This is a genomic window from Candidatus Weimeria sp. HCP3S3_B5, from assembly GCF_052064335.1.
Taxonomy (GTDB): domain Bacteria; phylum Bacillota; class Clostridia; order Lachnospirales; family Lachnospiraceae; genus Weimeria.
This window is the reverse complement of sequence record NZ_JBQHVU010000023.1, coordinates 1-26,714: the sequence shown is the minus strand read 5'-3', so window position 1 is coordinate 26,714 and position 26,714 is coordinate 1. Positions and strand designations below refer to the sequence as shown.

21 protein-coding genes and 1 pseudogene are annotated in these 26,714 nt (G+C 44.3%); 5 read left to right on the top strand and 17 right to left on the bottom strand.

Translation table 11 applies throughout. The features are described from left to right. Positions 1 to 247: 247 nt before the first annotated feature. From ACTNCK_RS10160 to ACTNCK_RS10095, 14 genes are all read right to left on the bottom strand, one after another. Positions 248 to 523 (bottom strand): hypothetical protein, encoded by a 276-nt coding sequence (locus ACTNCK_RS10160; RefSeq protein WP_441082579.1) that lies wholly within the window; start codon positions 521 to 523, stop codon positions 248 to 250. A 2-nt stretch (positions 524 to 525) separates the two neighbouring features. Further along, positions 526 to 1,056, bottom strand: a complete 531-nt coding sequence (locus ACTNCK_RS10155) for a hypothetical protein (protein ID WP_441082577.1) — start codon at positions 1,054 to 1,056, stop codon at positions 526 to 528. Next, the gene (locus ACTNCK_RS10150; protein ID WP_441082575.1) at positions 1,049 to 1,810 is read right to left on the bottom strand and encodes an ImmA/IrrE family metallo-endopeptidase; all 762 of its coding nucleotides are present in this window, start codon (positions 1,808 to 1,810) and stop codon (positions 1,049 to 1,051) included. Before ACTNCK_RS10150 ends, ACTNCK_RS10155 begins: the two co-directional genes overlap by 8 nt. Further along, positions 1,797 to 2,135, bottom strand: a complete 339-nt coding sequence (locus ACTNCK_RS10145; RefSeq protein WP_441082574.1) for a helix-turn-helix domain-containing protein — start codon at positions 2,133 to 2,135, stop codon at positions 1,797 to 1,799. Before ACTNCK_RS10145 ends, ACTNCK_RS10150 begins: the two co-directional genes overlap by 14 nt. A gap of 86 nt (positions 2,136 to 2,221) precedes the next feature. Beyond that, positions 2,222 to 3,430, bottom strand: coding sequence for a polysaccharide biosynthesis protein (locus ACTNCK_RS10140; protein ID WP_441082572.1), 1,209 nt, complete (start codon positions 3,428 to 3,430; stop codon positions 2,222 to 2,224). Then, positions 3,417 to 4,598, bottom strand: coding sequence for a LegC family aminotransferase (locus tag ACTNCK_RS10135; RefSeq protein ID WP_441082570.1), 1,182 nt, complete (start codon positions 4,596 to 4,598; stop codon positions 3,417 to 3,419). The genes ACTNCK_RS10140 and ACTNCK_RS10135 overlap by 14 nt, the downstream gene beginning before the upstream one ends. After that, positions 4,598 to 5,638, bottom strand: coding sequence for a nucleotidyltransferase family protein (locus ACTNCK_RS10130; protein ID WP_441082568.1), 1,041 nt, complete (start codon positions 5,636 to 5,638; stop codon positions 4,598 to 4,600). The genes ACTNCK_RS10135 and ACTNCK_RS10130 overlap by 1 nt, the downstream gene beginning before the upstream one ends. Continuing rightward, positions 5,614 to 6,507, bottom strand: a complete 894-nt coding sequence (locus ACTNCK_RS10125; RefSeq protein WP_441082566.1) for an NAD-dependent epimerase/dehydratase family protein — start codon at positions 6,505 to 6,507, stop codon at positions 5,614 to 5,616. The genes ACTNCK_RS10130 and ACTNCK_RS10125 overlap by 25 nt, the downstream gene beginning before the upstream one ends. Positions 6,508 to 6,970: 463 nt before the next feature. Then, entirely contained in the window at positions 6,971 to 8,878 is a 1,908-nt protein-coding gene (locus tag ACTNCK_RS10120; protein ID WP_441082564.1) for a glycosyltransferase, read from the bottom strand. Positions 8,879 to 9,139: 261 nt separating this feature from the next. Further along, entirely contained in the window at positions 9,140 to 10,258 is a 1,119-nt protein-coding gene (locus ACTNCK_RS10115) for a glycosyltransferase family protein (protein ID WP_441082562.1), read from the bottom strand. Then, complete coding sequence (locus ACTNCK_RS10110) at positions 10,251 to 12,038, bottom strand: glycosyltransferase (protein ID WP_441082560.1); 1,788 nt, start codon at positions 12,036 to 12,038, stop codon at positions 10,251 to 10,253. Before ACTNCK_RS10110 ends, ACTNCK_RS10115 begins: the two co-directional genes overlap by 8 nt. Positions 12,039 to 12,050: 12 nt before the next feature. Next, positions 12,051 to 14,033 (bottom strand): glycosyltransferase, encoded by a 1,983-nt coding sequence (locus tag ACTNCK_RS10105; protein ID WP_441082558.1) that lies wholly within the window; start codon positions 14,031 to 14,033, stop codon positions 12,051 to 12,053. A gap of 134 nt (positions 14,034 to 14,167) precedes the next feature. Continuing rightward, positions 14,168 to 14,992, bottom strand: coding sequence for a flagellin N-terminal helical domain-containing protein (locus tag ACTNCK_RS10100; protein ID WP_441082556.1), 825 nt, complete (start codon positions 14,990 to 14,992; stop codon positions 14,168 to 14,170). Between the two features lie 303 nt (positions 14,993 to 15,295). Further along, complete coding sequence (locus tag ACTNCK_RS10095) at positions 15,296 to 15,802, bottom strand: DNA-deoxyinosine glycosylase (RefSeq protein WP_441082554.1); 507 nt, start codon at positions 15,800 to 15,802, stop codon at positions 15,296 to 15,298. A 246-nt stretch (positions 15,803 to 16,048) separates the two neighbouring features. On the opposite strand from ACTNCK_RS10095, the gene ACTNCK_RS10090 reads away from it, so the two are divergent. From ACTNCK_RS10090 to ACTNCK_RS10075, 4 genes are read left to right on the top strand one after another with little or no spacing between them, the layout of a single operon-like run. Continuing rightward, positions 16,049 to 17,635, top strand: coding sequence for an AAA family ATPase (locus tag ACTNCK_RS10090; protein WP_441082552.1), 1,587 nt, complete (start codon positions 16,049 to 16,051; stop codon positions 17,633 to 17,635). 19 nt (positions 17,636 to 17,654) lie between these two features. After that, positions 17,655 to 19,250 (top strand): AAA family ATPase, encoded by a 1,596-nt coding sequence (locus ACTNCK_RS10085; protein WP_441082550.1) that lies wholly within the window; start codon positions 17,655 to 17,657, stop codon positions 19,248 to 19,250. A gap of 19 nt (positions 19,251 to 19,269) precedes the next feature. Beyond that, entirely contained in the window at positions 19,270 to 20,856 is a 1,587-nt protein-coding gene (locus ACTNCK_RS10080) for an AAA family ATPase (RefSeq protein WP_441082548.1), read from the top strand. A 19-nt stretch (positions 20,857 to 20,875) separates the two neighbouring features. Then, the gene (locus ACTNCK_RS10075) at positions 20,876 to 22,465 is read left to right on the top strand and encodes an AAA family ATPase (RefSeq protein ID WP_441082546.1); all 1,590 of its coding nucleotides are present in this window, start codon (positions 20,876 to 20,878) and stop codon (positions 22,463 to 22,465) included. 330 nt (positions 22,466 to 22,795) lie between these two features. Here ACTNCK_RS10075 and ACTNCK_RS10070 read toward each other — a convergent pair whose 3' ends face one another. Together ACTNCK_RS10070 and ACTNCK_RS10065 are read right to left on the bottom strand one after the other, a co-directional pair. Beyond that, complete coding sequence (locus ACTNCK_RS10070; RefSeq protein ID WP_441082544.1) at positions 22,796 to 23,701, bottom strand: hypothetical protein; 906 nt, start codon at positions 23,699 to 23,701, stop codon at positions 22,796 to 22,798. 166 nt (positions 23,702 to 23,867) lie between these two features. Further along, entirely contained in the window at positions 23,868 to 25,427 is a 1,560-nt protein-coding gene (locus ACTNCK_RS10065) for a flagellin N-terminal helical domain-containing protein (RefSeq protein WP_441082542.1), read from the bottom strand. Between the two features lie 302 nt (positions 25,428 to 25,729). Between ACTNCK_RS10065 and ACTNCK_RS10060 the strand changes: the two genes are divergently transcribed. Continuing rightward, positions 25,730 to 26,305, top strand: coding sequence for a tyrosine-type recombinase/integrase (locus tag ACTNCK_RS10060; protein ID WP_441082540.1), 576 nt, complete (start codon positions 25,730 to 25,732; stop codon positions 26,303 to 26,305). 97 nt (positions 26,306 to 26,402) lie between these two features. Here ACTNCK_RS10060 and ACTNCK_RS10055 read toward each other — a convergent pair. Beyond that, positions 26,403 to 26,714, bottom strand: a pseudogene (locus tag ACTNCK_RS10055) (hypothetical protein); the annotation flags it as partial.

Here is a 26,714-nt window from a genome sequence, read left to right as displayed (position 1 = left end):
ACTCCGACCGGCAATGAGGCGACAGCTATCAGCGGCCTAAAAGCCGGGTTTAAGTCACTCTTTATTGAATTTTCAAGGTGCTACGCGGTATTTTATACTGCGAAGTTTGAGTTAATAATGTACTCCTTTACCAATACAATATTTCTTATATTTACAAATAACAATATCTGCAGATTCTTAAAGCCTACTCCTTGATATCTATAGAAAATGCCTTTTATCTTTCTGATTACTTTTGTTATACCCCAGTTTAATGTAGTTGTTCCCTCAAAACCCACTGTCCAATTTCATTCTTCTCAAATATATCTCTGGTATATAAACTATCTACGATTTTCCAGAATTCTGATTCTGTATATCCTCTGAATTCACAGAAATCTCTTACGCACAGTGGATCTAATTTTGAATCATGTTCCTTTACGAGCTTTATTCCTTCATCTCGTGTAATACGGCCATATCTTATTATCCTCGATGCATAATCAGTAGCACATGCATGACCGCCAGAACCCACAAGTACTATATCTTCCATAATCACTTTTTATTGTTATTCAGGTACTCTGAAAACGTATCTGTCGGCAGCATTCTCCGTTTCTCTATCATCTCTGCCCACAGCCGGCTCCCCTCATCCTCTGTGATAATATCCTGGTTATATGCCTCTACGAGAATATCTCCAGTGGTGATATGTGCCAGATGAAATTCATCAACATAATCTGAGATATCTCTTAGATTATTACTCGCGAGAATACCACCTCTTGCCTTTACCATTGCGATACCCGCCGCCTCACCTTTACCTATGATCTTATGACCTTCATCAGGTGCTGATATCATTTTCACATAATCACGATATTCATCTGTTTCTGCAATCATACTTTCAACATTTGCAGTACCATTAGCCAGCATGATATTGACTCTGTTGACAAGAAAGGGCACTCTGTTCAATTCATCATACACCTGTGATGGCAGAATTATCTTTTGTGGATAAAGCTTTTCAAGAATGCTTTCTCCATTTGTCCACAGAAACGCTGACAGACAGTCTGTATCAAAGAAGTAGTCATCAGTCAATCAGCACCCCTCCCTCATTTCCGGTATCACCAAATACCAGATCGTCACGAAATGCGTCAAGCAGAAGCTCTTCTCTCTTACCATTCGAAATAATTCCGCCATCAGCTAATCTCTCCACCTGATTAATATAATGACCGTATGTCCGTCTCGATTCCCCCTTCGTCGACGGCCTGTATAGCCTTGTATCATATCCAAGTCTCTGAGCATTTCTTATCACAGACTTCGTCAGGGTATTCATCTCAGATTTAGAGATTATATTCTCAGAATAAAGTCTCCATAACATTGCCTGATGACTCATTCCGAAATACTGCTCAAGTCTGATCACCTGATCTATAGATATATTTATCCCGTTATTTCTGATATCAGCAGTCAGTCTTCTCAAAGCTCCATATGGTGCCAGAAAATATGACGCGAACTGATCTGCACACTTCTCTATAATGCTTTTCGTCTGAAAACTCTTAGAACATACATTAAATCCTGCATCGCCATCGTAATACAGATGATAGAATTCATGTGCAACCGTATATCTCTGCCGTCCATATGACATGCTGGAATTTATGGCAATCACCCTGACATCATTCTCCCTGATACAGATACCGCTGATGTGATCACCCAGCGGATAAAAAACAGTCGTAAGTGATTCTATACCTGCTGCCATGGTAAAGATATCTATCGGAGATTCTTCATCCTCACCTAAGCTCTCACGTAGTTCCTGTGCCTTTGCATTCAGCTCAAGTCTGTCAATCTCTGCCATTGTCATTCTCCAGCAATCTGGTCATAAAGCGCTCATTAACTGCTATCCTGCTTATATTCGCAATAGCGGCAAGGTCATTCTGGTCAATATCCTGCGTCCTGAACGCAAATCGGATAGGACTTACTTCACGTTCATTTTCTACATCTGCTGCATCAACTCCATAAAGTGCAGCCATCTTTTCAAACAGATCCACCTGAATCTGTCTCTCTCCCTTCTCTATCTGGGAGATGTATGCCTGTGTCACTCCGAGGAAGCCCGCAACCTGTTCCTGCGTAAAGCCTGTCTTTTTCCGTATATCCTGTAATCTTTTGCCGAGTTCTGCCATATTTTCTCCTGCTTACGTCGTCCTTTGTCCTTATTCTATCACCTCGTTGTTATATTTTCAAGTCATTTTTCGGTAAATAGTATAACTCACATTCTCGAATCTAACATTTTACCAGTCTCTATATGTCTGAAATTAGGTAGATACTCATGCATTATTTCTACCACTTCTTTCTTAGTAGTTTTATCATTATCAAGTGCGTCTGTAAGTCTGTTATATAATAATTCTATTCTGTTCTTATCCGGTATATTCTTATCTGTAATCACTCCAAGTGACTCAAAACTCTTCATATCTGTCTTTTCATCAGATGTAAAAAACTCTTCTGTTGATTTTTCACCACTTGTATCCGTTTTTTCAAAATGAACCGGGTACTGATGACTACCGTTTTTCAACCCCTCTGCCCTATCAATTGCCTCCTCATCAGACGCACACTCCAGTACCTCGAATCCCTCCTCTGCCAACAGATCACGCGCTATCTTGTCAAACGTCATCATCTGTACTTCATCGAGCTTAGGGAAAAATATCTCGCGGTTATTCCCAAGCATCGCTGCAAGCATACAGATCTGACCTGATTCCTCAGGTGATACGAAATATCTCTTTACATCGTATGGTGCTGATATAGGCTGCCTCTTCCTGATTCTTTCAAGAAATCCTGCAGGTAGTGATCCATTTGAAAAAGCAACATTTGCGAAACGTGCGGTCTTCACAGGGAACCTGTCGGAATAACTGAATATCACGTCCTCCATAATGCGCTTGGATGCTCCCATAATATTCACAGGATCCGCCGCCTTATCTGTTGATACGCAGAAATATTCTTCTGGTGGATATTCCGATAACAGATCAAGCAGTATCTTCGCATGAAGCACATTGTTCTGAAGAAGTGCTTCAATTGAGTATATATCTTTCTCCGAGCGTACATGCTTGTGTGCTGAAAAGTTTGCTACAATGTCAAATCCCTTATGATATCTGAACATCTTCTGAAACACATCAGATGCATAATCCATGGGATATGGTACATATTCTTCCGGGACATACATATCCTTTGTGGATCTCAGATCTCTTGTAAGCTCAGCCAGAGCATTTTCATTAATGTCGACCACTATAAGAGACGAAGGTCTGAATGGAAGTACCGCCTTGATAAATGAAGAGCCTATGGATCCGGCTCCTCCTATCACAAGCATTGTCTTTCCCTTTATCTTTTCCTTCAATTCATCCTCATGATTTCTGATATCTGTAAGAAACATACTCTGATGTCGTTTCACAACATATTTATAGATAAATGAATCAAGATCCAGCATATTCTTTTAATACTTCTTTTATATTGTCTATTACAAACCTTATATCATCTTCTGTCAGGTTCGTGCTGCATGGGATATTCAGTATCCTGTCCGCATAATACGGAGCCCTCTCCAGCTTATATGTATAATAGTTCTGGTATGGCTTCTGTTCATTGATGAGTCCCCATATAGGACGCGTCCCGACTCCTCGACGTTCAAGCTCCGTGATTATATCACACATTGGTACTTTGACTTTATCCCTGTCTATATTCAGAGAATAGAACCACTGATTGGAATACGTTCCTTGCCTGAATGGCATCATATGGGCGAATTCGAATCCATCAAATAATTCTTTGTACAGATTATAGTTTCTGTTTTTTCTCTCTATGAACTCTGGCAGCTCTTCCATCTGTGCCGCTCCAAGCGCTGCCTGGAGATTTGTCATCCGGTAATTGTATCCTATCTCATCGTGAATATAGTAATGCGGATCATTCTTTGCCTGAGTGGACAGATACCTGAGATGGTCTACAGTCTCGGAATCCCGGGCTGTGACGGCTCCGCCACCACCTGTGGTGATTATCTTATTGCCATTGAAACTGAACGCTCCAAAATCACCGATAGTACCTGCATACTTCCCTGCATATCTGCCTTCTGTATATCTGGTTCCTAATGCTTCTGTGGCATCTTCAAGTACCTGCAAGTGATAGTCAGAAGCTACATCCATTATACCTTCCATATCTGCCATATTACCAAAAACGTGAACCACGACGACGGCTTTGACTTTTTTCTCATTAAAGAAAATCTGGCCATCTTCATAAGTACATTCATTTTCACAGAATTCTCTGAGCTTCACCGGATCCATACAGAAGCCATCATCACAGTCTATAAATACCGGTTCTGCAAACTGATATCTGACCGGATTCACTGCTGCGATAAAAGTGACTGGCGGCACCAGCACCACATCTCCAGGCCGAACTCCCATCTGAACCAGTGACAGATGAAGAGCTGATGTACCGCTCTGGCAGCATGCAACATTCTCCACATGAAGAAACTTCTCAAGCTTCTTTTCCATATCTGTGATGTAAGCACCGCCTGTAGACACCCATGTCTGCTCTACAGCATCATCTACATATTTTTTTTCATTACCCTCAAAGTTAGGAACTGATAAAGGTATAAATCTATCTGCCATTATAGAAACTCCGTTCCTGCCTTTCTGAAATCATCCATCTGTCCTACATCCATCCAATACTCTCTGATTGGAAATCCCAACACATTTCTGTCTTCATCTATCAGACTGTTGAACAATGTTGTCATATCATAATAAGTATCACTGGGTATTGCCTGTATCACATCTGGATTCAATACATATATGCCCGCATTTACAAATGCAGATTCTATAGGTTTTTCCTGTATCTCTCCGATTCGCCAGTCATTGAAATTGATAACACCATATGGTATCTGATACTTATACTCCCTCACACACATAGTAGCCTCTGATTTTCTGTTGTAATGAAAATCAAGCAACTGCCTGAAATCCACCTTTGTGAGCAGGTCTCCATTCATCACTATTACGGGCTCTGTCAAGTTGTCCGGCAAGAGACTTAATGCTCCTGCTGTTCCTAACCGCTTATCCTCCTCCAGATAATTGATTTTGATATTCCATTGACTCCCGTCTCCGAAATAGTCTTCAATCATCTCAGCCTTATAATTAACCGAAATAAAAAAATTCCGAAAGCCTGCATGAATAAAACTTTCGAGAATTCTTTCAAGTATCGGCTTATCACCTATCTTCAAAAGAGGTTTCGGGCAATTATCTGTCAGCGGTCTGAGCCTGGTCCCCAGGCCTCCCGCCATAATGACAACAGGATTTGTCCTTCTTATCGTACTTTCATCGAAGTCTGACCGAATTTTTAGCCCCACTAACTTCCTGTTCTTATCAAGCAATGGAACCTGACGAACATTCCTATCTTTCATATACGCAAGAATATCATCGTCTGTTGAATCATCAGCCATTGTCTTCGGATTTGCTGACATAATATTTGTCACTTCTTCATCAGATGATTTCCCTTTAAGAAGTGCCTGCCTTACATCATAGTCTGTTATAACGCCCTCTAGAACACCATTGTCATCTGTAATCAGTGCTATCTTCGCGCAGCTGGAGTCAATAGCTTTGACAGCATCTATTATTTTATTATCTTTTTTTACTATACAGACCTGCCAATTTTCCACTCTATGTACCTATTTATTCCATCATCAAACTCTACTTCAGGTTTCCACCCTGTATCATTTATTATCTTGTCTGCTGATGCCTGAAGAGATACCTTCGGATGCTCGTTTTCATCATACTCCAGCTCGCCGTTCTTTATAATCTCTTTATGCACCATTTCTGTGAAGTATCTGAGAGGATGATACTCTCCTGTAGTCACATTATATATCTCTCCGGATTTTCCTCTTTCACCTGTTGCTATCACAGCCTTTGCCGCATCAGTTGAAAAGATATAATCCCAGTTCTGCGTGCATGCAGATAGATGAAATGTCTCACCCTGTCGCAAGGCTTCTATCATATCTGGGAGCATCCGACCGTGTGGTTCATATTTGCCATACACGCTGAACACCCTGTCCCAGATCCAATCAATTCCAAGCACCTCTGTCCTTACTTTTGATAATACATTTGCCGCGAGCTTCGTAGCTCCATACGCTGTAAACGGATGAGGTGTTGTCTCTTCTGTAATCAGTTCCTGATGTGCACCATACTCTGCCTGTGAGCCGGTCGCAACAAATCTTCTGCATCCAAGCTGTTCTGCAGCTTCAACAGCTGCCAATGTTGCTGAGATATTTATCTGTTGCTCTCTAACTGAACTGCCTCCTCCCCATGTCAGATGATACAATATATCTGCGTTCTCATCTACCAGCTCAGGCAGCTTATCATACTCGATCAGTTCAGCTGCAACCAGTCTCACTCCTTTGAGATTTCTTATTCTGTTGTTGTGTGCCGAACCTGCTCTTACTACTGCGATTACTTTGTAGTCTTTCTTTACCAGTTCTTCTACAAGATTTGCGCCAAGGAATCCGGCAGCACCTGTTACTATTGCCTTCATATTATTTTTCCCATAGGATTATCAGATGGCTTCTCTGATACGAATATATATTGATATGACATGAATGTTGAAAGGTCATTTAGGTATAATGGTTCCGTAAAATCAGACACTTTTTAAATCAGATAGCTCGCAAGCATCCCCGAAGCTCCAGTCACCATGACTGTCTTATGATTGATAAAGCTGTCTTATGGGTATGTCTCTGGAGTAGATATCCTCCATGTCAGCTCTTATCACAGAGCTTTTTAGAAAATCCCTCATCTGAGTATAATCGTCTCCTGTTCTCTGGTCACGAAAAAGAAATTCGTCTCCTCGGTCTCTTACGTGATTTCTTTGACCTCTGTCAGTCTGCCCTCATGCAGAGTAAAAGTTTTATAGCCCAGCTCATTAATATATGAAATCACTTCATTCGGATGGTCAAGTATTTTGTGTAAACTGAAAATGACTTTTCACAAGATATTGTTGGCTACCTAGGCTCTGTTATGGAGTGATATAAATCCAGAAACTCCTGCCAGTAAGGCTTATTATGGTAGTGACCTTTTATACTTCTCAAAGTGGCATCTACATCCAGCGAGAATATCTCCGGATGACATACTGCAAGCCTGATATATACCAGAAAATGATTCATCAAAAGGTCCTTCTCTATCTGCTCTCTGGTGTCCGGTGATATATCAGAACCTATGATATCAAAGAATTCTTCATAGAAAATCTGCCAAAGGGTATCCCCATAATCCTTTTTGACCAGGCGGCTGTCGATTAATGTCTTATTAGCAGATACCGCTGCCTTCCTTTTATGCATAAGTGAAACCAGCTTTTCTGTTTGCCAGAGAGCATTTACATTCTTGTCCTCTCTAAAGTCTGCGATATCATCATCCCACACACTAAAGGCTCCTATCCAAGTAATCCCAAAGGAATTTATCCTGATGAACTGCTCTGGACTTATGATGATATCCTCGCATCCTCCACGCTCAGTATTGCCGAAAAAGATTACTGGACGGATAATCTCATATTTTTCTGCTATCGCACAGATGTAAGAAAGACTTCCCGGACGATGAACAGCCGTGTCATTATTGAGCTTTCTTAGTCTGCCTGAGGCTCTAATCAGTGCCAACTTGAAATTATCACCGTGGACTTGACTCTCGTTTCTGAAATACTTCACTCCTTTAAAAGTCTCACTGTACCTTCTTGCTATTCTCTCGGTCTCATCCACAGAGCAGTTATCAGAAATAACCACCTCCACCTTTCCCGCCCTAAACTCCGGCTGGGATATGATAGATTCAAGAGTTTCTCTTAGACGTGATGCTCTGTTATATGTCGGAATACAGATGCTTACCAAGGGCTTATCCTGTCTTTTAAAGGGATCTTTTTCCGGAGGACAAAAAAGCCCTGACTGATAGTCACAAGCCGACCTTATCTCTATTCCGGTGCTTAAAGCTGTATCGATCAGAGGAAGTGCGAAAACATCAGTCCCGGCCACATAGATATCTGAGCGAATGAGATCACTGTAGTCGTGTCCATCCCCGCCTTTTCTTATATAGAGTCCGGCGCACTCGCCAGCACATCTGTCCAACAGCGCATTGATCCCTTCTGCTGAAGTAAGTGATGCAATTCTATCAGGTACATCTATTAACAGTGTCATAGATGCATTATTCTTATACGCCTTCATAAACGAGGACAGCACCTTATCCCACAGCGGAGCTGCAGAATCAGCATCCAGCACATAATAGAAAACCGGGTTATCGCTTTTTACTACTGTTCGTTCCAGTTGTTTGTCATCAGAGTATTTCAGCGCAAAGCTTAAAGGATCATCCATCTCAGGCTGTCTCTTTTGAATCAGCTGATCATCCCAGTTCCACCATCTGATCTGCTGCATCCTCTCAATAGTATCCTGATCAAACCGGTATTTTACTACTCTTGCTGGGTTTCCGACCACTACCGCATATGGCGGCACATCCTTCGTGACCACGGCACCCATTCCGATCACAGCTCCGTTTCCTATGTGCACTCCTCCAAGGATCCTTACACCTTCGCCGATCCAGACATCATTTCCTATTATGATATGGTAGCTGTTATTCTCATAGTAGTGATTGATATCCATATACTTTGGATCAATGTCAGGATCAAAATCCCTGAACGGAAAATTGGAGGCCAGATGATGGTCATGATTAAGTCCGATCTCTATGACTACTCTTTTTGAGATTGAAGTATATCTGCCAATAGTGATATGAGACCTTGCAGCACCGGAATCGATGGACATTCCTGATATATAGCTGTTTTTTCCAATAGTCAGACAATAATAGTCTCGTCCATCCTCAGTAACCTTCAGGTCTATATCGGTCTTGTATGTATTTTGAAATTTTACTTCTGTTTCCATAAAATCTTTCCCATTATCATCTGTTCAGCTTCTCTCAAAAAGTCCTGACAGCCAGTCACATATACATTCGAGTGCAAAAGAATCTTTTCCTCATATGTAACCCCTATCATACTTTTTCAATTCCAAAATCCCATGCTCCGCCACCGGAAGGGCCTTATGGCCTTCCCGTTCATTCTCTTTCTATCTTCACTGAGTCTTTCTGACACGCCCCTGGCGATGACCAGAAAAGACCTTCGTGTTGTGAGCAATGGTTTGCTTTTATTATTCTATGCCAAGCCTTCTGTCGACCAGATCGCTTATGTGCTTTCTTGCGGTGGAAGAGATTTCCCTTGTCAGGAATTCCTCTGCTTCCTTCTGATATAAAGGAGGCGCACCAAGCCTCAGCCTGATAAACATCAGCCTTGCCGTCCTGTACTTATATATCGCGGCATCGGCTGAGGACACATCTGATATAAAGCACTTCTCCTCACCTGCAAGTCTTTCCAAATATGCAATCTGTGCTATATAGTAAAGGGTTACTATTCTGTCGGACTGATTGCATACTACAAGCTCGGCTTCAACCATTCTGATAAATATCAGACACCGATCGATATCATGAGCTGCGATTGCCTTGTCCATAAATGAACTCAGACTGTCATAGATTCCGAAATACAGGTCTCTTTTCTCATAGAGGCTCTTAAAGTGCGTAAGATCACTCGGAAGTCCATGTGAGGCTCTGTATCCCACAGCAGAAAGCATCTCCCTGTATTCCTCTACGAAGGCCTCTCTCCAGGGTTCATATGAAAACATATTCACCACTCCGTCATCATGGACTATGCCATCATCCGCCACATCCTTTACCACGACCCTTAAGCCACGTTTCTTAAACTCCATCGACTCCGATATATCATAGAAATGGAAGCCCGTGAAGATATCCTCTCTCCATGGTATATCATGGCAGGTAGCGATAAGGAGCCCGTCGACACAGTCGCAGTCTATTATCTGATCCTCATGAAAGCCGAAGTCCATATGATCTATCTTATCTGTCCTCAGATTTCCTACACGGGGCATCTCCCACATTATCCCTGTGGTATCAAGTCTTACTGCTCCTACCATTCCGACCATTCCTATACGGCTGTCGGAATCAAATATCAAAAGAAGCTTCGAAAGGAAATCCCTGTCGGTAATAAAGACATCCTGATGCATATAGATCTTGTATCTCGCATCAGAATCTCTCATCGCCGCATTGTATCCGGCACACATTCCAGGAGCATCTGTAATAGTTATCACATCAGTAGAAAACCCTTCCGGGATCCTAAGCATGCCAAGATACATAAGACACTCGTCAAGCAGAAGCCTGTCATTCGTACAGATGATAAAGGCTATCTTCCTGTCATCCATTGCTCTTCTCCGCGGTAAAGATATACTGCCTGGCAAGGAAATCATTCAGATCTCCTCCGGAAAGCTGCGCTATCGACTTAAGCTCCTTTCTGTCATCCTCTTCAAGCTCTCCTGCTATATTTCTCTTTATATTCCTGATAGAAAAGCCTGCTCCTGAAATCAGTCTGGCTGCCTCATTTTCAGTAAAAAGCCTTACTGTATCCTGAGACAATATAACATCAGCTCCATAGGAGAACCTGTCCTCATTTATAAGAGGAAGAAGAACCGACCAGTGACGCACGTTCGGGATACTTATTATAAGGCGACCCCTTTTCTTAAGAATTCCAGCTATCTTATCAAGCATGGCTTTCGGATTCCTGAAGCATCCAAGCGTATCTCCAAGGATCACATAGTCATAGCCTTTATCTCCGGCGATCTCTGACAGATCAGCTTCCTCTGCATCAACCGCATAGACCCTTCCGAAGGCTTTTGCATAGGAAGCTATAGTCTCATTTCTTTCTATACCTGTATACTCACAGTTCGGGAAACGGCTTCTGATAAGGGAAGCAGTGGCTCCCATACCTGTCCCGATCTCAAGGACCCTGACCGGTTCATCCCGCTCAGCCGTCATCTCATCCACTATATCATTCCTGTAATGATGATATGCCCAGGGATCAAAGCCCAGCTTGTCATGAAGCTTTGTCTCATTTATATCAAGCAGATCATTATAAATCTGACCGCTCTTCTGCAGCTGCTCGAAGGACTTGCTGCCATAGTGGAATACGAAGCTGTTCGTACACAATACATTCAGATATCCAGCCTTAAGCATCCGAAAGCCCAGATCCACATCCTCACTGTTGCCTGGATTGAATCTCTCGTCAAGCGTCCCTGTGACTTCAAGGGCAGTTCTTTTCAGTAGAAGTGAAAAGCCTATCAGGAAGGTCTTGTAAATATATGGATACTGAAGGGCAATATTATTCCTTCTGCCAAAAGACAGATAGTCCTCAAGGCTCTTCCAGGACGGATCATATATACTCTGCCTATTAGCAGCATAATTTGTGACGCTTCCACTGCTTCCAATATTGTCATTTTCATAGAGGCCGATTTTCAGCCAGAAAAGTGAGTTGGGCGAAAGTATGGTATCCGAATTCAGGAGATATATATCATTTCCCTCTGAGCAGGCAGCAATGCCGTCATTGCAGCCTCCCGGGAAGCCATGATTCTCCTGATTCTCGACCAGAGTGATGTAATCAAGAGAGCGCAGATAGTCAAGGCTGCCATCGGTCGAGGCATTGTCTACTACCACGATCTCGGCCCTGTCATCTGGCACTGTATCTCTTATACTGTTAAGGCACTGCTCGATATATTCTTTTGTGTTATAAGAAAGAATGACGAACGAGGTCCTGGGAACTGAAACGCCGTGTTTTATTAGAGCTGCTGTGATCTGTTCTATCAGAGCCCTTTTTTCCTCATCGCCATACTTTTTCGCATAGAAGCCTGCCTGATAGAGGCAGATCAGCTCCTGGACCGGATTTATACCTGCATAATGGTCTGCAAGGGATACGAAAAGAGATGGGCTCTCTGGATTTATAAGCATCCCCTTCGAGAGATAATAGAGCTCCTCATCCTTATCCCCAAGCCTGTTGTAGAGATAGGCTGCCGTAACGCAGAGATCCTCCGAGAGATAATCGTCTGGCGCTACGCTTTTTTTAAGCTCGCGAAGCATCTCATCCGCATCGCCTGTCATACCTTTCTGCACAATAAGAGCAAACTGCTCTGCCATTTTCATCTTCTGATCCATATGATCTCCGTTCTACATCTGCTTCATGAGAGCCTGTTTTTTGGCCTCTCCATACCATTCGACATATTTTTTCACAGCAGGAGAAAGCTCTGGATAAAGCTCCGCACATTCCATAAGTGCCCTGATATAATCAGCCGGCTTATATGCTCCCTCCGAGCTTGCAAGCTTTACAAACTCTATCGAAAAGGCTCCGTCCTCCGGTAGCACTGACGTATCTTCTGTAAATATCTCCGGCCTGTAAATACCTATATAGAAATTCACAGTCTGGCTTGTAAAATCATTCATTGCCCCTGCTATGCTCTTCTGATCTGCTTCCAGAAGTGTCAGCTCCTTACCCTTAAGTCTCAGATAATCGGACCTGATTCCAGATGTCTTATCTGCCAGTGAAATGACTCTTCCAAGCCTTTCTCTGTGCTCGCAGATATTCTCCTCGAAGAAATGATCTACTCCCTTCTTGAACCTGCTGAAGGGGATTGAAGAGATCATAGATCCAATGTCTATCTGATCCTCATCCGCTATATCCCAGAGCTTCTTATCCATATCGCAGAAATTAGAAACCCTGGCAAATATCAGCCGATACAGCTTCTCCTCCGCCTCTTTGTCATGCTGCCCTCTAAAGAACAGGATCTGCAGATATATAAGATAGATATCCGAATCCAGACCAGTTCCCGCATATACCTGGCAAAGGCGGTCAAAGCCCTTTTTCTCATCCTTCTCGGCATCCTGTGCATCCTTAACCAGAAGTCCCACAAGCAGTGGATGAGAGCACATTTCCTTCACATAGCCACTAAAGCGCTCGTCATAGTCATAGTTCATGAGGGCATAAGTGACTCCCTCGCAAAAGATGATCGCAAGCTTAGTCGTATTTGCGAGGTCAAATCTGTCAAAATAATCATGGAGAGCCTGTATGTTTCCACATCTGACTCCTGAATCTATAAGCTGACATATCGCACACGCAATCTTCTCCAGATCGAAGATATTCCCGCACATGAAGGTCAGATCATCTACAGTCACATCCTCCTCTGCGCTTATCCTGTCATAGTCCTCTATATATTTCTGTGCATAAATAAATGTATTGAAATAATCCTTCTTGCCCCAGTATGCCTGCATAGCATAGTAATATAGACCGCTCCGGCACTTCTCTGAATATCTGTCATCTGAAAGGAATTCATTTACATGCTCGGTCGCGCCGTCATAGTCATAGGTAGCCAGCTCAGCTATCATCACACCCTCATAGAAATCAGGCCGCAGAACCGAAGCAGCCGGACTGTCTATATCATAAAGCCTCCTTATCCATGAAAGAGACAGTGTCTCCATGCTGCTGTAATCATGTACATTCCTGTACTCCTGAATCAGCTGGGCAGGATAATGACCATCATCAGGAACTTCAAGGGTCATCTCCAGAAGCAGTGGTATATTCCTTCTGGCCTTTCGGAACACGTCCTCTGGAGTGGCATGAGCATATCCATAGTGAAGGATCATGCTCTTTATCTTTGCCTCCTTTATACCCTGAGGAGCTAGGTATTCGTGGACCTTTCCTATGAATCTAAGCTCTGCTACCCTCCTTACAAGCCTTGTAGACCAGGTATCGGAGTAAGCCGAGCCGTCTGTCCTGGTGAAATTCCTGATAATATACTGAGCTCTGTCGTAGTCCTTGTAGCCGCCGGAAGCAAAGAAATCTATAAGCTCATCAGTATCTGTAAACCATTCATCATCATCTATGAACATGAACCAGTCGCCGCTGCAGTAGTCAAGGCCTGCATTACGTGCTGCTGCAAAGTCATCGCACCAGGTAAAGTCCACTATCCTGTCGGCATAGTCCTCTATAAGAGCCCTGGCCTCTCTGCCACAGCCGGTATCCACTATTATGATCTCGGAAGGTATCTGTTCTCTTATAGCCTTTATCGATTCAAGACATTTCCCTGCTTCATCTATATTCCTTCCAGAACAAAGAAGGGATATCGACAGTACCGGTCTCTCATTCATCTCTGGCATCAGTTCTCCTTCCCTTTGCCACGCCTTCGTATCTCATACATGCTCTCTTTTATAAGAAACGGACCCGGCTTCTCGCCGGATCCGTCCTTCCCCAAAGCCTGAGATGTGCACTATTGCTTTGTAACAGGTCCGGATTACTGAAGGAGTGAAAGTACTCCCTGAGTACTCTGGTTTGCCTGTGCGAGCATTGACTGGCCAGCCTGAGCAAGAATATTGTTCTTGGAGTACTGTACCATCTCCTTAGCCATATCTGTATCACGGATACGTGACTCAGCTGACTGAGTGTTCTCAGATACGTTGTCAAGGTTTGCGATCGTATGCTCAAGTCTGTTCTGGACAGCACCGAGAGTAGCTCTCTGAGTAGAGATCGTATCGATTGCTGCCTGATACTTGCTCATTGCATCACCTGCAGCTGCGTTTGTGGAAACAGAAAGTGCGCCACCATTCGCAGAAACACCAATTCCTGTAGCACTCATATCACTGATCGTGATAGTGATGTTCTGGCCTGACAGAGAGCCCACCTGAAGGTTCTTGCTTGAGAATGATCCATCAAGAAGGTTCATTGTATTGAACTGTGTAGTAGATGATACACGGTCGATCTCTGAAGTAAGCTGATTAAGCTCGAGCTGAATCTGATCACGATCACTTGTGGTATTAGTATCGTTAGCAGCCTGTGTAGCGAGCTCATTCATTCTCTGAAGCATTGAATGTACTTCGTTAAGGGCACCCTCAGCTGTCTGTACTACTGAGATTCCGTCCTGAGCGTTGGTTGAGGCTCTGTCAAGTCCGCGTACCTGAGATCTCATCTTCTCAGAAATAGCAAGTCCTGCTGCATCATCAGCTGCTCTGTTGATCTTGTATCCGGAAGAAAGCTTCTCTGTGCTCTTAGCCTGTGCGCTTGTTGTGATTCCAAGCATACGATTTGAGTTCGCTGCCTGCATGTTGTGCTGTACTACCATAATATTACCTCCGTGTAATAAAAACTGGTTGTCATTGTGGGAAGTCCGTTCCCATGTCTTCTATTCATATAATAACCACCGCCTCGTCATCCTAGTGCACATGAGATGTCTCGTCAGCGGATTATTACCTGAATGTATGTGGAATGCAACTTTCTGGTATGGTGTTATGCATGAAAAAGTAAAAAAGATTCCCTTTACATAACGCCGGTTTCTTGCGTTATGTAAAGGAAATCCTATACGATTGTGTAAATATATGCTGCTTCTGTAAATTGCTTTGTAATATATTTCGGCCTGGATCGAAGTCTATCTCAGTAACCGGGATATGGTCTCTCCCCAGTCGTGAACAAGCGAATCAAGGTCTCTAGCTGCATTCGCAGGACTTGTGGACGGCAGACGGTGGATCTCTATCCCGGTGTCAGGCAGAATGAACCTGTCATACAATCGGCAGGCGGTAGCCCCATTGCCACAGATCAGGCGGATGTCCGCTGATCCTAGAATAATTGAGATATCATTTGCCACTACATTTCTTATACTGCTGTCACTTGAGCCGATGATATCGCAGCTTTTTATCACATCCCAGACCGCTATGCCATGAGAGAGCAAAAAAGCAGTCTTTTCATTAATAGACTGTGGCCGAGGACATCCGGTAAGAGAAGACAGCACATCCCAGAAGCGGTTCTTGGGATTTCCATAATAGAAATGCTCCTCTCTGGACTTAACAGATGGAAAGCTTCCCAGGATCAGTACCGTGCTATTATTATCATAAACTGGTGAAAAGTCATGAGAGACATGACTGTATCCATGCTTCAACCTTCTGACCTCCTTTGACCTTGCGCCCCTTTTTATGAAGTGTAGCATTATTTTCCTTACTTTTCAAGAAAAGTCAAACATATTTTTGGGAAACTAAAACTCAAAAAACATTAAAAAGACTCCTGAGAACCGAAGCTTTTATTTGTCAGAGAGGAGTCTCCGGCATTCAGGTCTTGTGATTGAGAAAAAACCGCATCAGATATATAATATATGGAGATGACATCATCATGACAGGAGGTAATACCTATGGCACGACGTCTTCCCGTTGGGATACAGAGCTTTAAGGATATAAGGACAAAAAACTTTTTATATGTGGATAAGACCATGTATATCTGGAAGCTTATCAATTCTTCCAAGAGCTATTTTCTCTCCCGCCCGAGGAGGTTCGGGAAGAGTCTGTTCATCTCTACGCTTGAGAGCTACTTTTCCGGAGAAAGGGAGCTTTTTACTGGGCTCTATATCGAAGAAAAGGAAAATGAAAAGGGAGAGGATGCCTGGGCTAAGTATCCGATCATATCATTCTACCTGTCAGGAGGACAGTATAATACACCAGAAGGCCTTGGGATCAAGCTGTCTCAGGCCCTTGATGTGGTTGAAGAAAAATATGGGCTTAAATATTATGACTCTGATCTATCAGGACGTTTTGAGAATATCATAAGAAAACTGTATGAAAAGACCGGTCGCCAGGTTGTAGTGCTTGTGGATGAGTATGACAAGCCGCTTCTGTCCACGATGATCTCTAATACAAAGCAGGAAGAAGAAAACAGGCAGCTCTACAAGGGCTTTTTCTCCGTGCTCAAGGACATGGACGGATATCTGAAGTTTGTGTTCTTTACAGGAGTTACGAAGTTTTCTAAAGTGTCGATCTTTTCGGATTTGAATCAGCTCAGCGATATCTCAATGGATGATGAATATTCAGGGATCTGCGGAATCACGGAGGATGAGCTTGAGGATAATTTCGGGCCGGAGATAGAGGAACTGGCCCATAAACAGAAGCTTCCGCACGAAGAATGCCTGTCAGAGCTGGCCAAAATGTACGATGGATACCATTTCTCCGCGGACGGGACAGGGGTATATAATCCTTTTTCTCTTCTGAGTGCGTTTCATAGGCGGGATTTCGGAAGCTACTGGTTCGAGACCGGGACACCTGATATCCTGATAAAGAAGCTAGAGACATCACGGATGCCTCTGTATAAGCTTTCGGAAGGAGTCGTAGCGACAGAATCTGCTCTGATGAATTATCGGGTAGATGATCCTGATCCCATCCCTCTTTTCTACCAGTCAGGTTACCTTACTATCTGTGACTATGACCGGGAGTTCAGGCTGTATACACTGAAGCTGCCAAATAATGAGGTTAAGTACGGCTTTTTTGACTCGCTTGTCCCTTCTGTACTAGGGCAGTCGGAGGATGAGAATCCTGCTTCGCTTAGAAGTATGCTTATGGATCTTAGAGCCGGTAAACCGGATTCCTTTGTTACCCGTATCAGATCTCTTTTCGCCTCAATCCCATATCCGGAAGGGAAGACCCCTGTCTACGAGGGCGAATGGTCGAGACAACTCTACCTCATCCTTTCGCTCATGGGAGCCTATACCCAGTGTGAGGTGCATATGGCAACAGGCCGCGCCGACTGTGTGGTAAAGACATCTGACTACATCTATGTATTCGAGTTCAAGCTGGATGCTCCGGTAGAGGAAGCCATGAAGCAGATAGACGATAAGGGCTATACCATACCATACATTGCAGACAGCAGAAAACTGTACAAGGTAGGAGTAGTGTTTTCGACGGAGAAGAGGAATGTAGTGGATTATGAGGTGGAAGAAAGCAGGGATTAGGAATCAGGAGGTAATACCTATGGCACGACGTCTTCCTATTGGTAAACAGAACTTCAAGAATATAAGAGAGAACGGCTATGTATATGTGGACAAGACCAGGTATGTCTGGAATCTGGTAAACAGCGGTCTTTCATATTTTCTCTCCCGCCCGAGGAGGTTCGGGAAGAGTCTGTTCATCTCTACGCTTGAGAGCTACTTTTCCGGAGAAAGGGAGCTTTTTACTGGACTCTATATCGAAGAAAAGGAAAATGAGAAGGAAGAGGATGCCTGGGTTAAGTATCCTGTCATATCATTCTATCTGTCAGGCGGAGACTATAATTCACCTGTAGGCCTGTCAGATACCCTTGGAAATGTGATAGATGGATGCATCGTACGCTATGGCCTTGACAAAGAAAGGGTCACGGGAGAAACGCTTCCTGTCAGGTTCAAAAATCTCATACAGTGTCTTTATGAAAAGACCGGCAGACAGGTCGTTGTGCTTGTGGATGAGTATGACAAGCCGCTTCTGTCCACGATGATCTCTAATACAAAGCAGGAAGAGGAAAACAGGCAGCTCTACAAGGGCTTTTTCTCCGTGCTCAAGGACATGGACGGATATCTGAAGTTCGTGTTCTTTACAGGAGTTACGAAGTTCTCTAAAGTGTCGATCTTTTCGGATCTGAATCAGTTGAAGGATATCTCTATGGATAAGAGATATTCCGGTATCTGCGGCATAACAGAGGATGAACTTACAGAGGCCTTTGAACCTGAGATAGGGGCACTGACTTCAGCACAGGGAATGACTCATGATGAATGCATGTCAAAGCTGGCAAAAATGTACGATGGATACCATTTTTCTGCCGGTTCGATCGGAGTATATAATCCGTTTTCGCTTCTAAATGCATTTGATGAAGAAGATTTCGGCAGCTACTGGTTCGAGACCGGGACACCTGATATACTGATAAAGAAGCTAGAGACATCACGGATGCCTTTGTATAAGCTTTCGGAAGGAGTCGTGGCGACAGAATCCGCTCTGATGAATTATCGGGTAGATGATCCTGATCCCATCCCTCTTTTCTACCAGTCAGGTTACCTTACTATCTGTGACTATGACCGGGAGTTCAGGCTGTATACACTGAAGCTGCCAAATAATGAGGTTAAGTACGGCTTTTTTGACTCGCTTGTCCCTTCTGTACTAGGGCAGTCGGAGGAGGAGAATCCTGCTTCGCTTAGAAGTATGCTTATGGATCTTAGAGCCGGCAAACCGGATTCTTTTATTACCCGTATCAGATCTCTTTTCGCCTCAATCCCCTACCCGGAAGGGAAGGCCCCTGTCTACGAAGGCGAATGGTCGAGACAGCTCTACCTCATCCTTTCACTCATGGGAGCCTATACCCAGTGTGAGGTGCATATGGCAACAGGCCGCGCCGACTGTGTGGTGAAGACATCTGACTACATCTATGTATTCGAGTTCAAGCTGGATGCTCCGGTAGAGGATGCGATCAGGCAGATCGATGAAAAGGGATATACTATTTCCTACTCAGCTGACAGCAGAAAGCTGTATAAGGTCGGTGTGGTGTTTTCGACGGAGAAGAGGAATGTAGTGGATTATGAGGTGGAAGAAAGCAGGGATTAGGAATCAGGAGGTAATACCTATGGCACGACGTCTTCCTATTGGTAAACAGAACTTCAAAAATATAAGAGAGAACGGCTATGTATATGTGGACAAGACCAGGTATGTCTGGGATCTGGCAAACAGCGGTCTTTCATATTTCCTTTCCCGCCCGAGGAGGTTCGGAAAGAGCCTGTTCATCTCTACGCTTGAGAGCTATTTTTCTGGGGAAAAAGAACTTTTCAAAGGACTCTATATCGAAGAAAAAGAAAATGAAAAGGGAGCAGATGCCTGGGCTAAGTATCCGATCATATCATTCTATCTGTCAGGAGGACAGTATAATACACCAGAAGGCCTTGGGATCAAGCTGTCTCAGGCCCTTGATGTGGTTGAAGAAAAATACGGGCTTAAATATTATGACTCTGATCTATCAGGACGTTTTGAGAATATCATAAGAAAACTATATGAAAAGACCGGCAGACAGGTCGTCGTGCTTGTGGATGAGTATGACAAGCCGCTTCTGTCCACGATGATCTCTAATACAAAGCAGGAAGAGGAGAACAGGCAGCTCTACAAGGGCTTTTTCTCCGTGCTCAAGGACATGGACGGATATCTGAAGTTTGTGTTCTTTACAGGAGTTACGAAGTTCTCTAAAGTGTCGATCTTTTCGGATCTGAATCAGTTGAAGGATATCTCTATGGATAAGAGATATTCCGGTATCTGCGGCATAACAGAGGGTGAACTTACAGAGGCCTTTGAACCTGAGATAGGGGCACTGACTTCAGCACAGGGAATGACTCATGATGAATGCATGTCTGAGCTGGCAAAAATGTACGATGGATACCATTTTTCTGCCGGTTCGATTGGAGTATATAATCCGTTTTCACTTCTAAATGCATTTGATGAAGAAGATTTCGGCAGCTACTGGTTCGAGACCGGGACACCTGATATCCTGATAAAGAAGCTAGAGACATCACGTATGCCTCTGTATAAGCTTTCGGAAGGAGTCGTGGCGACAGAATCCGCTCTGATGAATTATCGGGTAGATGATCCTGATCCAATCCCACTGTTCTATCAGTCAGGTTACCTTACTATCTGTGACTATGACCGGGAGTTCAGGCTCTATACACTGAAGCTGCCAAATAATGAGGTTAAGTACGGCTTTTTTGACTCGCTTGTTCCTTCCGTGCTAGGGCAGTCGGAGGAGGAGAATCCTGCTTCGCTTAGAAGTATGCTTATGGATCTTAGAGCCGGTAAACCGGATTCCTTTGTTACCCGTATCAGATCTCTTTTCGCCTCAATTCCCTATCCGGAAGGAAAGACCCCTGTCTACGAGGGCGAATGGTCGAGACAACTCTACCTCGTCCTTTCGCTCATGGGAGCCTATACCCAGTGTGAGGTGCATATGGCAACAGGTCGCGCCGACTGTGTGGTAAAGACATCTGACTACATCTATGTATTCGAGTTCAAGCTGGATGCTCCGGTAGAGGAAGCCATGAAGCAGATAGACGATAAGGGCTATACCATACCATACATTGCAGACAGCAGAAAACTGTACAAGGTAGGAGTAGTGTTTTCGACGGAGAAGAGGAATGTAGTGGATTATGAGGTGGAAGAAAGCAGGGATTAGGAATCAGGAGGTAATACCTATGGCACGACGTCTTCCCGTTGGGATACAGAGCTTTAAGGATATAAGGACAAAAAACTTTTTATATGTGGATAAGACCATGTATATCTGGAAGCTTATCAATTCTTCCAAGAGCTATTTTCTCTCCCGACCGAGGAGGTTCGGGAAGAGTCTGTTCATCTCTACGCTTGAGAGCTACTTTTCCGGAGAAAGGGAGCTTTTTACTGGGCTCTATATCGAAGAAAAGGAAAATGAAAAGGGAGGGTATGCCTGGGCTAAGTATCCGATCATATCATTCTATCTGTCAGGCGGGGACTATAATTCACCTGTAGGCCTGTCAGATACCCTTGGAAATGTGATAGATGGATGCATCGTACGCTATGGCCTTGATAAAGAAAGGGTCACGGGAGAAACGCTTCCTGTCAGGTTCAAAAATCTCATACAGTGTCTTTATGAAAAGACCGGCAGACAGGTCGTTGTGCTTGTGGATGAGTATGACAAGCCGCTTCTGTCCACGATGATCTCTAATACAAAGCAGGAAGAGGAAAACAGGCAGCTCTACAAGGGCTTTTTCTCCGTGCTCAAGGACATGGACGGATATCTGAAGTTCGTGTTCTTTACAGGAGTTACGAAGTTCTCTAAAGTGTCGATCTTTTCGGATTTGAATCAGCTCAGCGATATCTCAATGGATGATGAGTATTCAGGGATCTGCGGAATCACGGAGGATGAGCTTGAGGATAATTTCGGGCCGGAGATAGAGGAACTGGCCCATAAACAGAATCTTCCGCACGAAGAATGCCTGTCAGAGCTGGCCAAAATGTACGATGGATACCATTTCTCCGCGGACGGGACAGGGGTATATAATCCTTTTTCTCTTCTGAGTGCGTTTCATAGGCGGGATTTCGGCAGCTACTGGTTCGAGACCGGGACTCCTGATATCCTGATAAAGAAGCTAGAGACATCACGTATGCCTCTGTATAAGCTTTCGGAAGGAGTCGTGGCGACAGAATCCGCTCTGATGAATTATCGGGTAGATGATCCTGATCCAATCCCACTGTTCTATCAGTCAGGTTACCTTACTATCTGTGACTATGACCGGGAGTTCAGGCTCTATACACTGAAGCTGCCAAATAATGAGGTTAAGTACGGCTTTTTTGACTCGCTTGTTCCTTCCGTGCTAGGGCAGTCGGAGGAGGAGAATCCTGCTTCGCTTAGAAGTATGCTTATGGATCTTAGAGCCGGTAAACCGGATTCCTTTATTACCCGAATCAGATCCCTCTTTGCCTCAATTCCCTATCCGGAAGGGAAGACCCCTGTCTACGAGGGCGAATGGTCGAGACAGCTCTACCTCATCCTTTCACTCATGGGAGCCTATACCCAGTGTGAGGTGCATATGGCAACAGGCCGCGCCGACTGTGTGGTAAAGACACCTGACTACATCTATGTATTCGAGTTCAAGCTGGATGCTCCGGTAGAGGATGCGATCAGGCAGATCGATGAAAAGGGATATACTATTTCCTACTCAGCTGACAGCAGAAAGCTGTATAAGGTCGGCGTGGTGTTTTCGACGGAGAAGAGGAATGTGACGGATGTTCGTATTGTAGAAGGATGAAGGATCAGAGGTCAGACTATAGAGGAAGTTATCCGGAAGTGGTTTTAGGATAATGAGTGTTGTTATTTCTGAGGGGGGGACTGAGCAATGCTGAGTAGAGGCACTAGTCTTAATTCGATCCGATTTCTTAGCGAATATATTTTTGATCATCTGTTCCGGGTTAATGATTCTTATCTCAAAAAAAGGTAGCTGGCTATTCAAGCTGCATGTGGCTACATTTTGAAAGTCTTTTATAAGTTTAATAAAAGCTTATGGATTAAAGGGCTGCGCGAATAAGCGAAGCCCTTTGATTTAGCGTCTCTTTGTGCCGATAATCAACTCACAGGCAGATCAAAGCACTGTGATATTAAGCTGCGAAGCGAGTTTTCTGACCGCCGATTCCGGCAATCTGCTGATCCTGGAGATGAATGAAACCGACTGACCGCCCTCCTTAAGCATATCAGTGGCCACTTCAATCTGTACTTCTTCCCTGCCTTTTTGCATACCCTCTTTCAATCCTATCTTCCTCCCCTCGTTAAGTGCCTCCTGCTTTCCCTGTTTAAGAACCTTTTCCTGATCGTACTCTGTCAGAAACATATTCTTCACCTCACTTCTGTTGTCCATAAGGAATGACTTTATCATGAAGCTATCCGGCATCGCATCTATCGCTGCGTCCACCGCGGCATCAAGATCATCCATCCTGGACTGATTATCACGAACGGTATCGACAAGCCATGCGTACTCATGGAGTGGCTTGCAGGCCTCCATCATGGCCTTGTTTTTACCGTAGTTGATATTGTACATGGTGACACAGACCTCGATGTCGCCGTCTCCATCATATGCATCGCTCAGGCGCAATACCTGTTTCTCAGGCTGTTCCTGGGTTCCGTTGTAGAAGCAGACACATTTAGGCCTCGGGAGCTTCTGCAATGAGCTGCTGTAGGCGAAGTAATCGCTGTTCCTGATATACTTCTCATACAGCCGGCCGGAGTAGATGAAGAATCTCATCGGCATGTTCGGGTTGAATGTGCTCTGATGCTCCCAGAGCTCCATCTGAAAACAGATGATATAGGAGACATCATTCTTCATACCCATGTAGACAGCGTCCTCAATCGTATTAAACGATATGTCATCAGGGTTGTCATAGTGTGATTTGTGGATCGCATTATAAAGCGAGAGCGTCCACTCCTTATTCGCTTCGTTACCGAAGATAAATTTGAAAAGTCTGTCCTTGTACTGTCTGTTCACGTCTGTCATAGCTTTCTCCTCTTACTGATATCTGTTTGCTAAATACAGTTTAACATGTATCAGCTTTTTTTTCAATAGAAATCAAACATAAATTCGATAAAGGTACAAGGCAAAAACATAAAAAAGACTCCGGATTCCCGGAGCCTTTTTGTATAACCATAAACTGGTAAATGAGTTACTGAAGGAGAGAAAGCACTCCCTGATTACTCTGGTTAGCCTGAGCCAGCATTGACTGTCCTGCCTGAGCGAGGATATTATTCTTGGAGTACTGAACCATCTCCTTGGCCATATCTGTATCACGGATACGTGACTCAGCAGACTGGGTGTTCTCAGAAACGTTGTCGAGGTTTGCGATGGTGTGCTCGAGACGGTTCTGAACAGCACCGAGGGTGGCACGCTGGGTGCTTACCTTGTCGATAGCGTTCTGAACGCTTGTCATAGCAGACTCAGCGCCGTCGTGGGTGGTGACATCAAGACCGCTGGTGGAGCCAACAGGGCCGGAGACAACTTCAGTGGCAGATACAACTTTTCCAGCAGTAGTAGCATCAATGGTGATTGTATCTCCTGCCTTACCTACGATGGCTGTTGTAGTTTCGCCTCGCTTTATATCGACTGTAGGAGGAACTTTGTCAGCTGCATTATCAATATTGTCGCCATCCATCAAGTACCATCCTGCGGAGGTTGCTTCTTTGCCGGCGGTAGGTGTGGTCTTATATGCTGCGTTTTTGATACTGTTTTCATCGAAGTACTTATATGTTTTGCCGGCGGTAAGTGCTTTACCGTCTCCATCAAATAACTTTTCACCATATTTGGCCTGTGTCTCGTCAGTGCTTAGTTTGTTGACGTGGGTCTCAGGCACTGAGTGGTTGCTAGCATCTGTGACCTTGCCGGCAGTCAGAGTGATCTCATCCCCGTTCGTAGCATTTTTAAATCCATCAAGCTTCTTTGCAGCTTCTTTAATTGTAAGTGGTGCACCGTTTGTAACTTTACCGTTGGTTACAGCATACCAGCCAGCACCGGCATCCATTGCAAGACCTGCATCTTTGTCAGCGTCGGTAGCTGTTATCTTACCGTCATTGTTCTGGTCAAGATCATCCAGTGTAGGTGTATGGTCAAAATATTTGTATGTCCCTGCTATTGTGTTATCTGTGACTTCATCCGAACCAAATTGCTGCGTTTTCTGAGATTTTGTGAGTGTTACTGCTTTAGATGACCTGGATCCTCCAGACAGTCCCAGTCCCTTAGCGCTCATCTCGCCGATATTCAGCTCTATAGTCTGTCCTGAGAGTGAGCCCACCTGCAGGTTCTTCTTAGAGAACGAGCCATCGAGCAGGTTCATAGTGTTGAACTGTGTAGTAGATGATACACGGTCGATCTCTGAGGTGAGCTGGTCTACCTCGAGCTGGATCTGCTTTCTGTCCTGGGTGGTGTTGGTATCGTTAGCAGCCTGTGTAGCCAGCTCATTCATACGCTGAAGCATTGAGTGAACCTCGTTTAAGGCACCCTCGGCTGTCTGTACTACTGAGATACCGTCCTGAGCGTTTGTTGAAGCTCTGTCAAGTCCGCGGACCTGAGATCTCATCTTCTCGGAAATAGCAAGTCCTGCTGCATCGTCAGCGGCTCTGTTGATCTTGTATCCGGAAGAAAGCTTCTCTGTGCTCTTAGACTGTGCGCTTGTTGTGATGCCGAGCATCCTGTTGGCATTAGCTGCCTGCATGTTGTGCTGTACTACCATAATATTACCTCCATGTAATAAAAACTGGTTGTCATTAACCTCCGTGGAAATCCTTTCCGCGGATATCTGATATCATGCCTCGTGGTCTTAGTGCACATGGATCGTAAAGGCCTGATACCGTCTGCAGGGAGGGGACAGTCTGGTATGAACTGTTGCATCTCCTTGCTTACATTTACTATATCGGCCGGGGTCATCTTTCCTTAACCCTTTTTTGAAAATTTTTTTGAAAATTTTTTCTGCCGTCTGATGTGCTATAACCTTCTGTGTTTTCTATTCATACTATATTATAAGGAGGTTTTCAAATGGGAACAACAGAACCGATAAGAGACAAGGAGACGCTTCGGAGATTCCGAAACTACTACAGGGATGAAGAGCCGAACAAGAGGAACTGGCTGCTTATTGTAGCAGGGCTTAATACGGCGCTTAGGATCAGTGACATCCTGTCGCTCAAATGGAGCGATGTATACGATTTCAAAAGAAAACGGATCCGCGATAGGATAAGACTTCGCGAGTTAAAGACCGGCAAAAGTCAGAATATAGTGATCAACAAAAGTCTGAAGGAGGCTATTCGTACTATCCTGAAGGATATTCCTACTTCGGATCCGGACCGTTTCATTTTCACCGGCTATGGCGACCGTCCTATGAACCGTTCGACTGCCTACAGAATTGTACGTCGGGTCGCCACGGCCCTGGATCTCCCCGGTAGCATAAGCTGTCATTCCTTAAGAAAGACCTTCGGCTACCATGCATGGAAGCAGGGCGCCCAGCCTGCACTCCTGATGGACATCTACAATCACAGCTCATTTAGGATCACCCGACGCTACCTGGGGATCGATCAGGATGATAAGGACAGCCTCTTCTACAGAAATAACCTTTAGCAAATATTCCAAAGCATTTCAATGTGCACAGTGATGCTTATAATCTTCTTAAAATGGCTCCGGTCTCCCGGAGTCCTTAAATTTCACAATTCTTATTTCAAAGCGTAGTCACATGCAGCTTATCAGCCAGCTTCCTTATCGCTGATTCCGGAAGTCTGCTGATCCTTGAGATAAACGAGACCGTATGGTTTCCGTCCTGAAGCAGTTCAGTAGCAACTTCGACATTTCTTTCATCACGGCCTTCTTTTAGGCCGATCTCAATCCCCTCGTCTCTTCCCTCTCTTCGTCCTTCTCTTCGTCCTTCTCTTCGTCCTTCATCTACAGCCTTTTCAATAGTTTTTTCCTGATCGTATTCAGTCAGTACCATCTTCATCACCTCGCTTCTGTTGTCAAGCAGGAATGGCTTTAT

Bases quoted from the DNA above. Each gene is read 5' to 3' on its own strand.
- ACTNCK_RS10135 (WP_441082570.1), bottom strand. From the start codon at position 4,598: ATGGCAGATAGATTTATACCTTTATCAGTTCCTAACTTTGAGGGTAAT.
- ACTNCK_RS10070 (WP_441082544.1), bottom strand. From the start codon at position 23,701: ATGACAGACGTGAACAGACAGTACAAGGACAGACTTTTCAAATTTATC.
- ACTNCK_RS10120 (WP_441082564.1), bottom strand. From the start codon at position 8,878: ATGGAAACAGAAGTAAAATTTCAAAATACATACAAGACCGATATAGAC.
- ACTNCK_RS10100 (WP_441082556.1), bottom strand. From the start codon at position 14,992: ATGGTAGTACAGCACAACATGCAGGCAGCGAACTCAAATCGTATGCTT.
- ACTNCK_RS10145 (WP_441082574.1), bottom strand. From the start codon at position 2,135: ATGGCAGAACTCGGCAAAAGATTACAGGATATACGGAAAAAGACAGGC.
- ACTNCK_RS10160 (WP_441082579.1), bottom strand. From the start codon at position 523: ATGGAAGATATAGTACTTGTGGGTTCTGGCGGTCATGCATGTGCTACT.
- ACTNCK_RS10115 (WP_441082562.1), bottom strand. From the start codon at position 10,258: ATGGATGACAGGAAGATAGCCTTTATCATCTGTACGAATGACAGGCTT.
- ACTNCK_RS10140 (WP_441082572.1), bottom strand. From the start codon at position 3,430: ATGCTGGATCTTGATTCATTTATCTATAAATATGTTGTGAAACGACAT.
- ACTNCK_RS10150 (WP_441082575.1), bottom strand. From the start codon at position 1,810: ATGGCAGAGATTGACAGACTTGAGCTGAATGCAAAGGCACAGGAACTA.
- ACTNCK_RS10085 (WP_441082550.1), top strand. From the start codon at position 17,655: ATGGCACGACGTCTTCCTATTGGTAAACAGAACTTCAAGAATATAAGA.
- ACTNCK_RS10080 (WP_441082548.1), top strand. From the start codon at position 19,270: ATGGCACGACGTCTTCCTATTGGTAAACAGAACTTCAAAAATATAAGA.
- ACTNCK_RS10105 (WP_441082558.1), bottom strand. From the start codon at position 14,033: ATGCCAGAGATGAATGAGAGACCGGTACTGTCGATATCCCTTCTTTGT.
- ACTNCK_RS10075 (WP_441082546.1), top strand. From the start codon at position 20,876: ATGGCACGACGTCTTCCCGTTGGGATACAGAGCTTTAAGGATATAAGG.
- ACTNCK_RS10110 (WP_441082560.1), bottom strand. From the start codon at position 12,038: ATGGATCAGAAGATGAAAATGGCAGAGCAGTTTGCTCTTATTGTGCAG.
- ACTNCK_RS10060 (WP_441082540.1), top strand. From the start codon at position 25,730: ATGGGAACAACAGAACCGATAAGAGACAAGGAGACGCTTCGGAGATTC.
- ACTNCK_RS10090 (WP_441082552.1), top strand. From the start codon at position 16,049: ATGGCACGACGTCTTCCCGTTGGGATACAGAGCTTTAAGGATATAAGG.
- ACTNCK_RS10065 (WP_441082542.1), bottom strand. From the start codon at position 25,427: ATGGTAGTACAGCACAACATGCAGGCAGCTAATGCCAACAGGATGCTC.
- ACTNCK_RS10125 (WP_441082566.1), bottom strand. From the start codon at position 6,507: ATGAAGGCAATAGTAACAGGTGCTGCCGGATTCCTTGGCGCAAATCTT.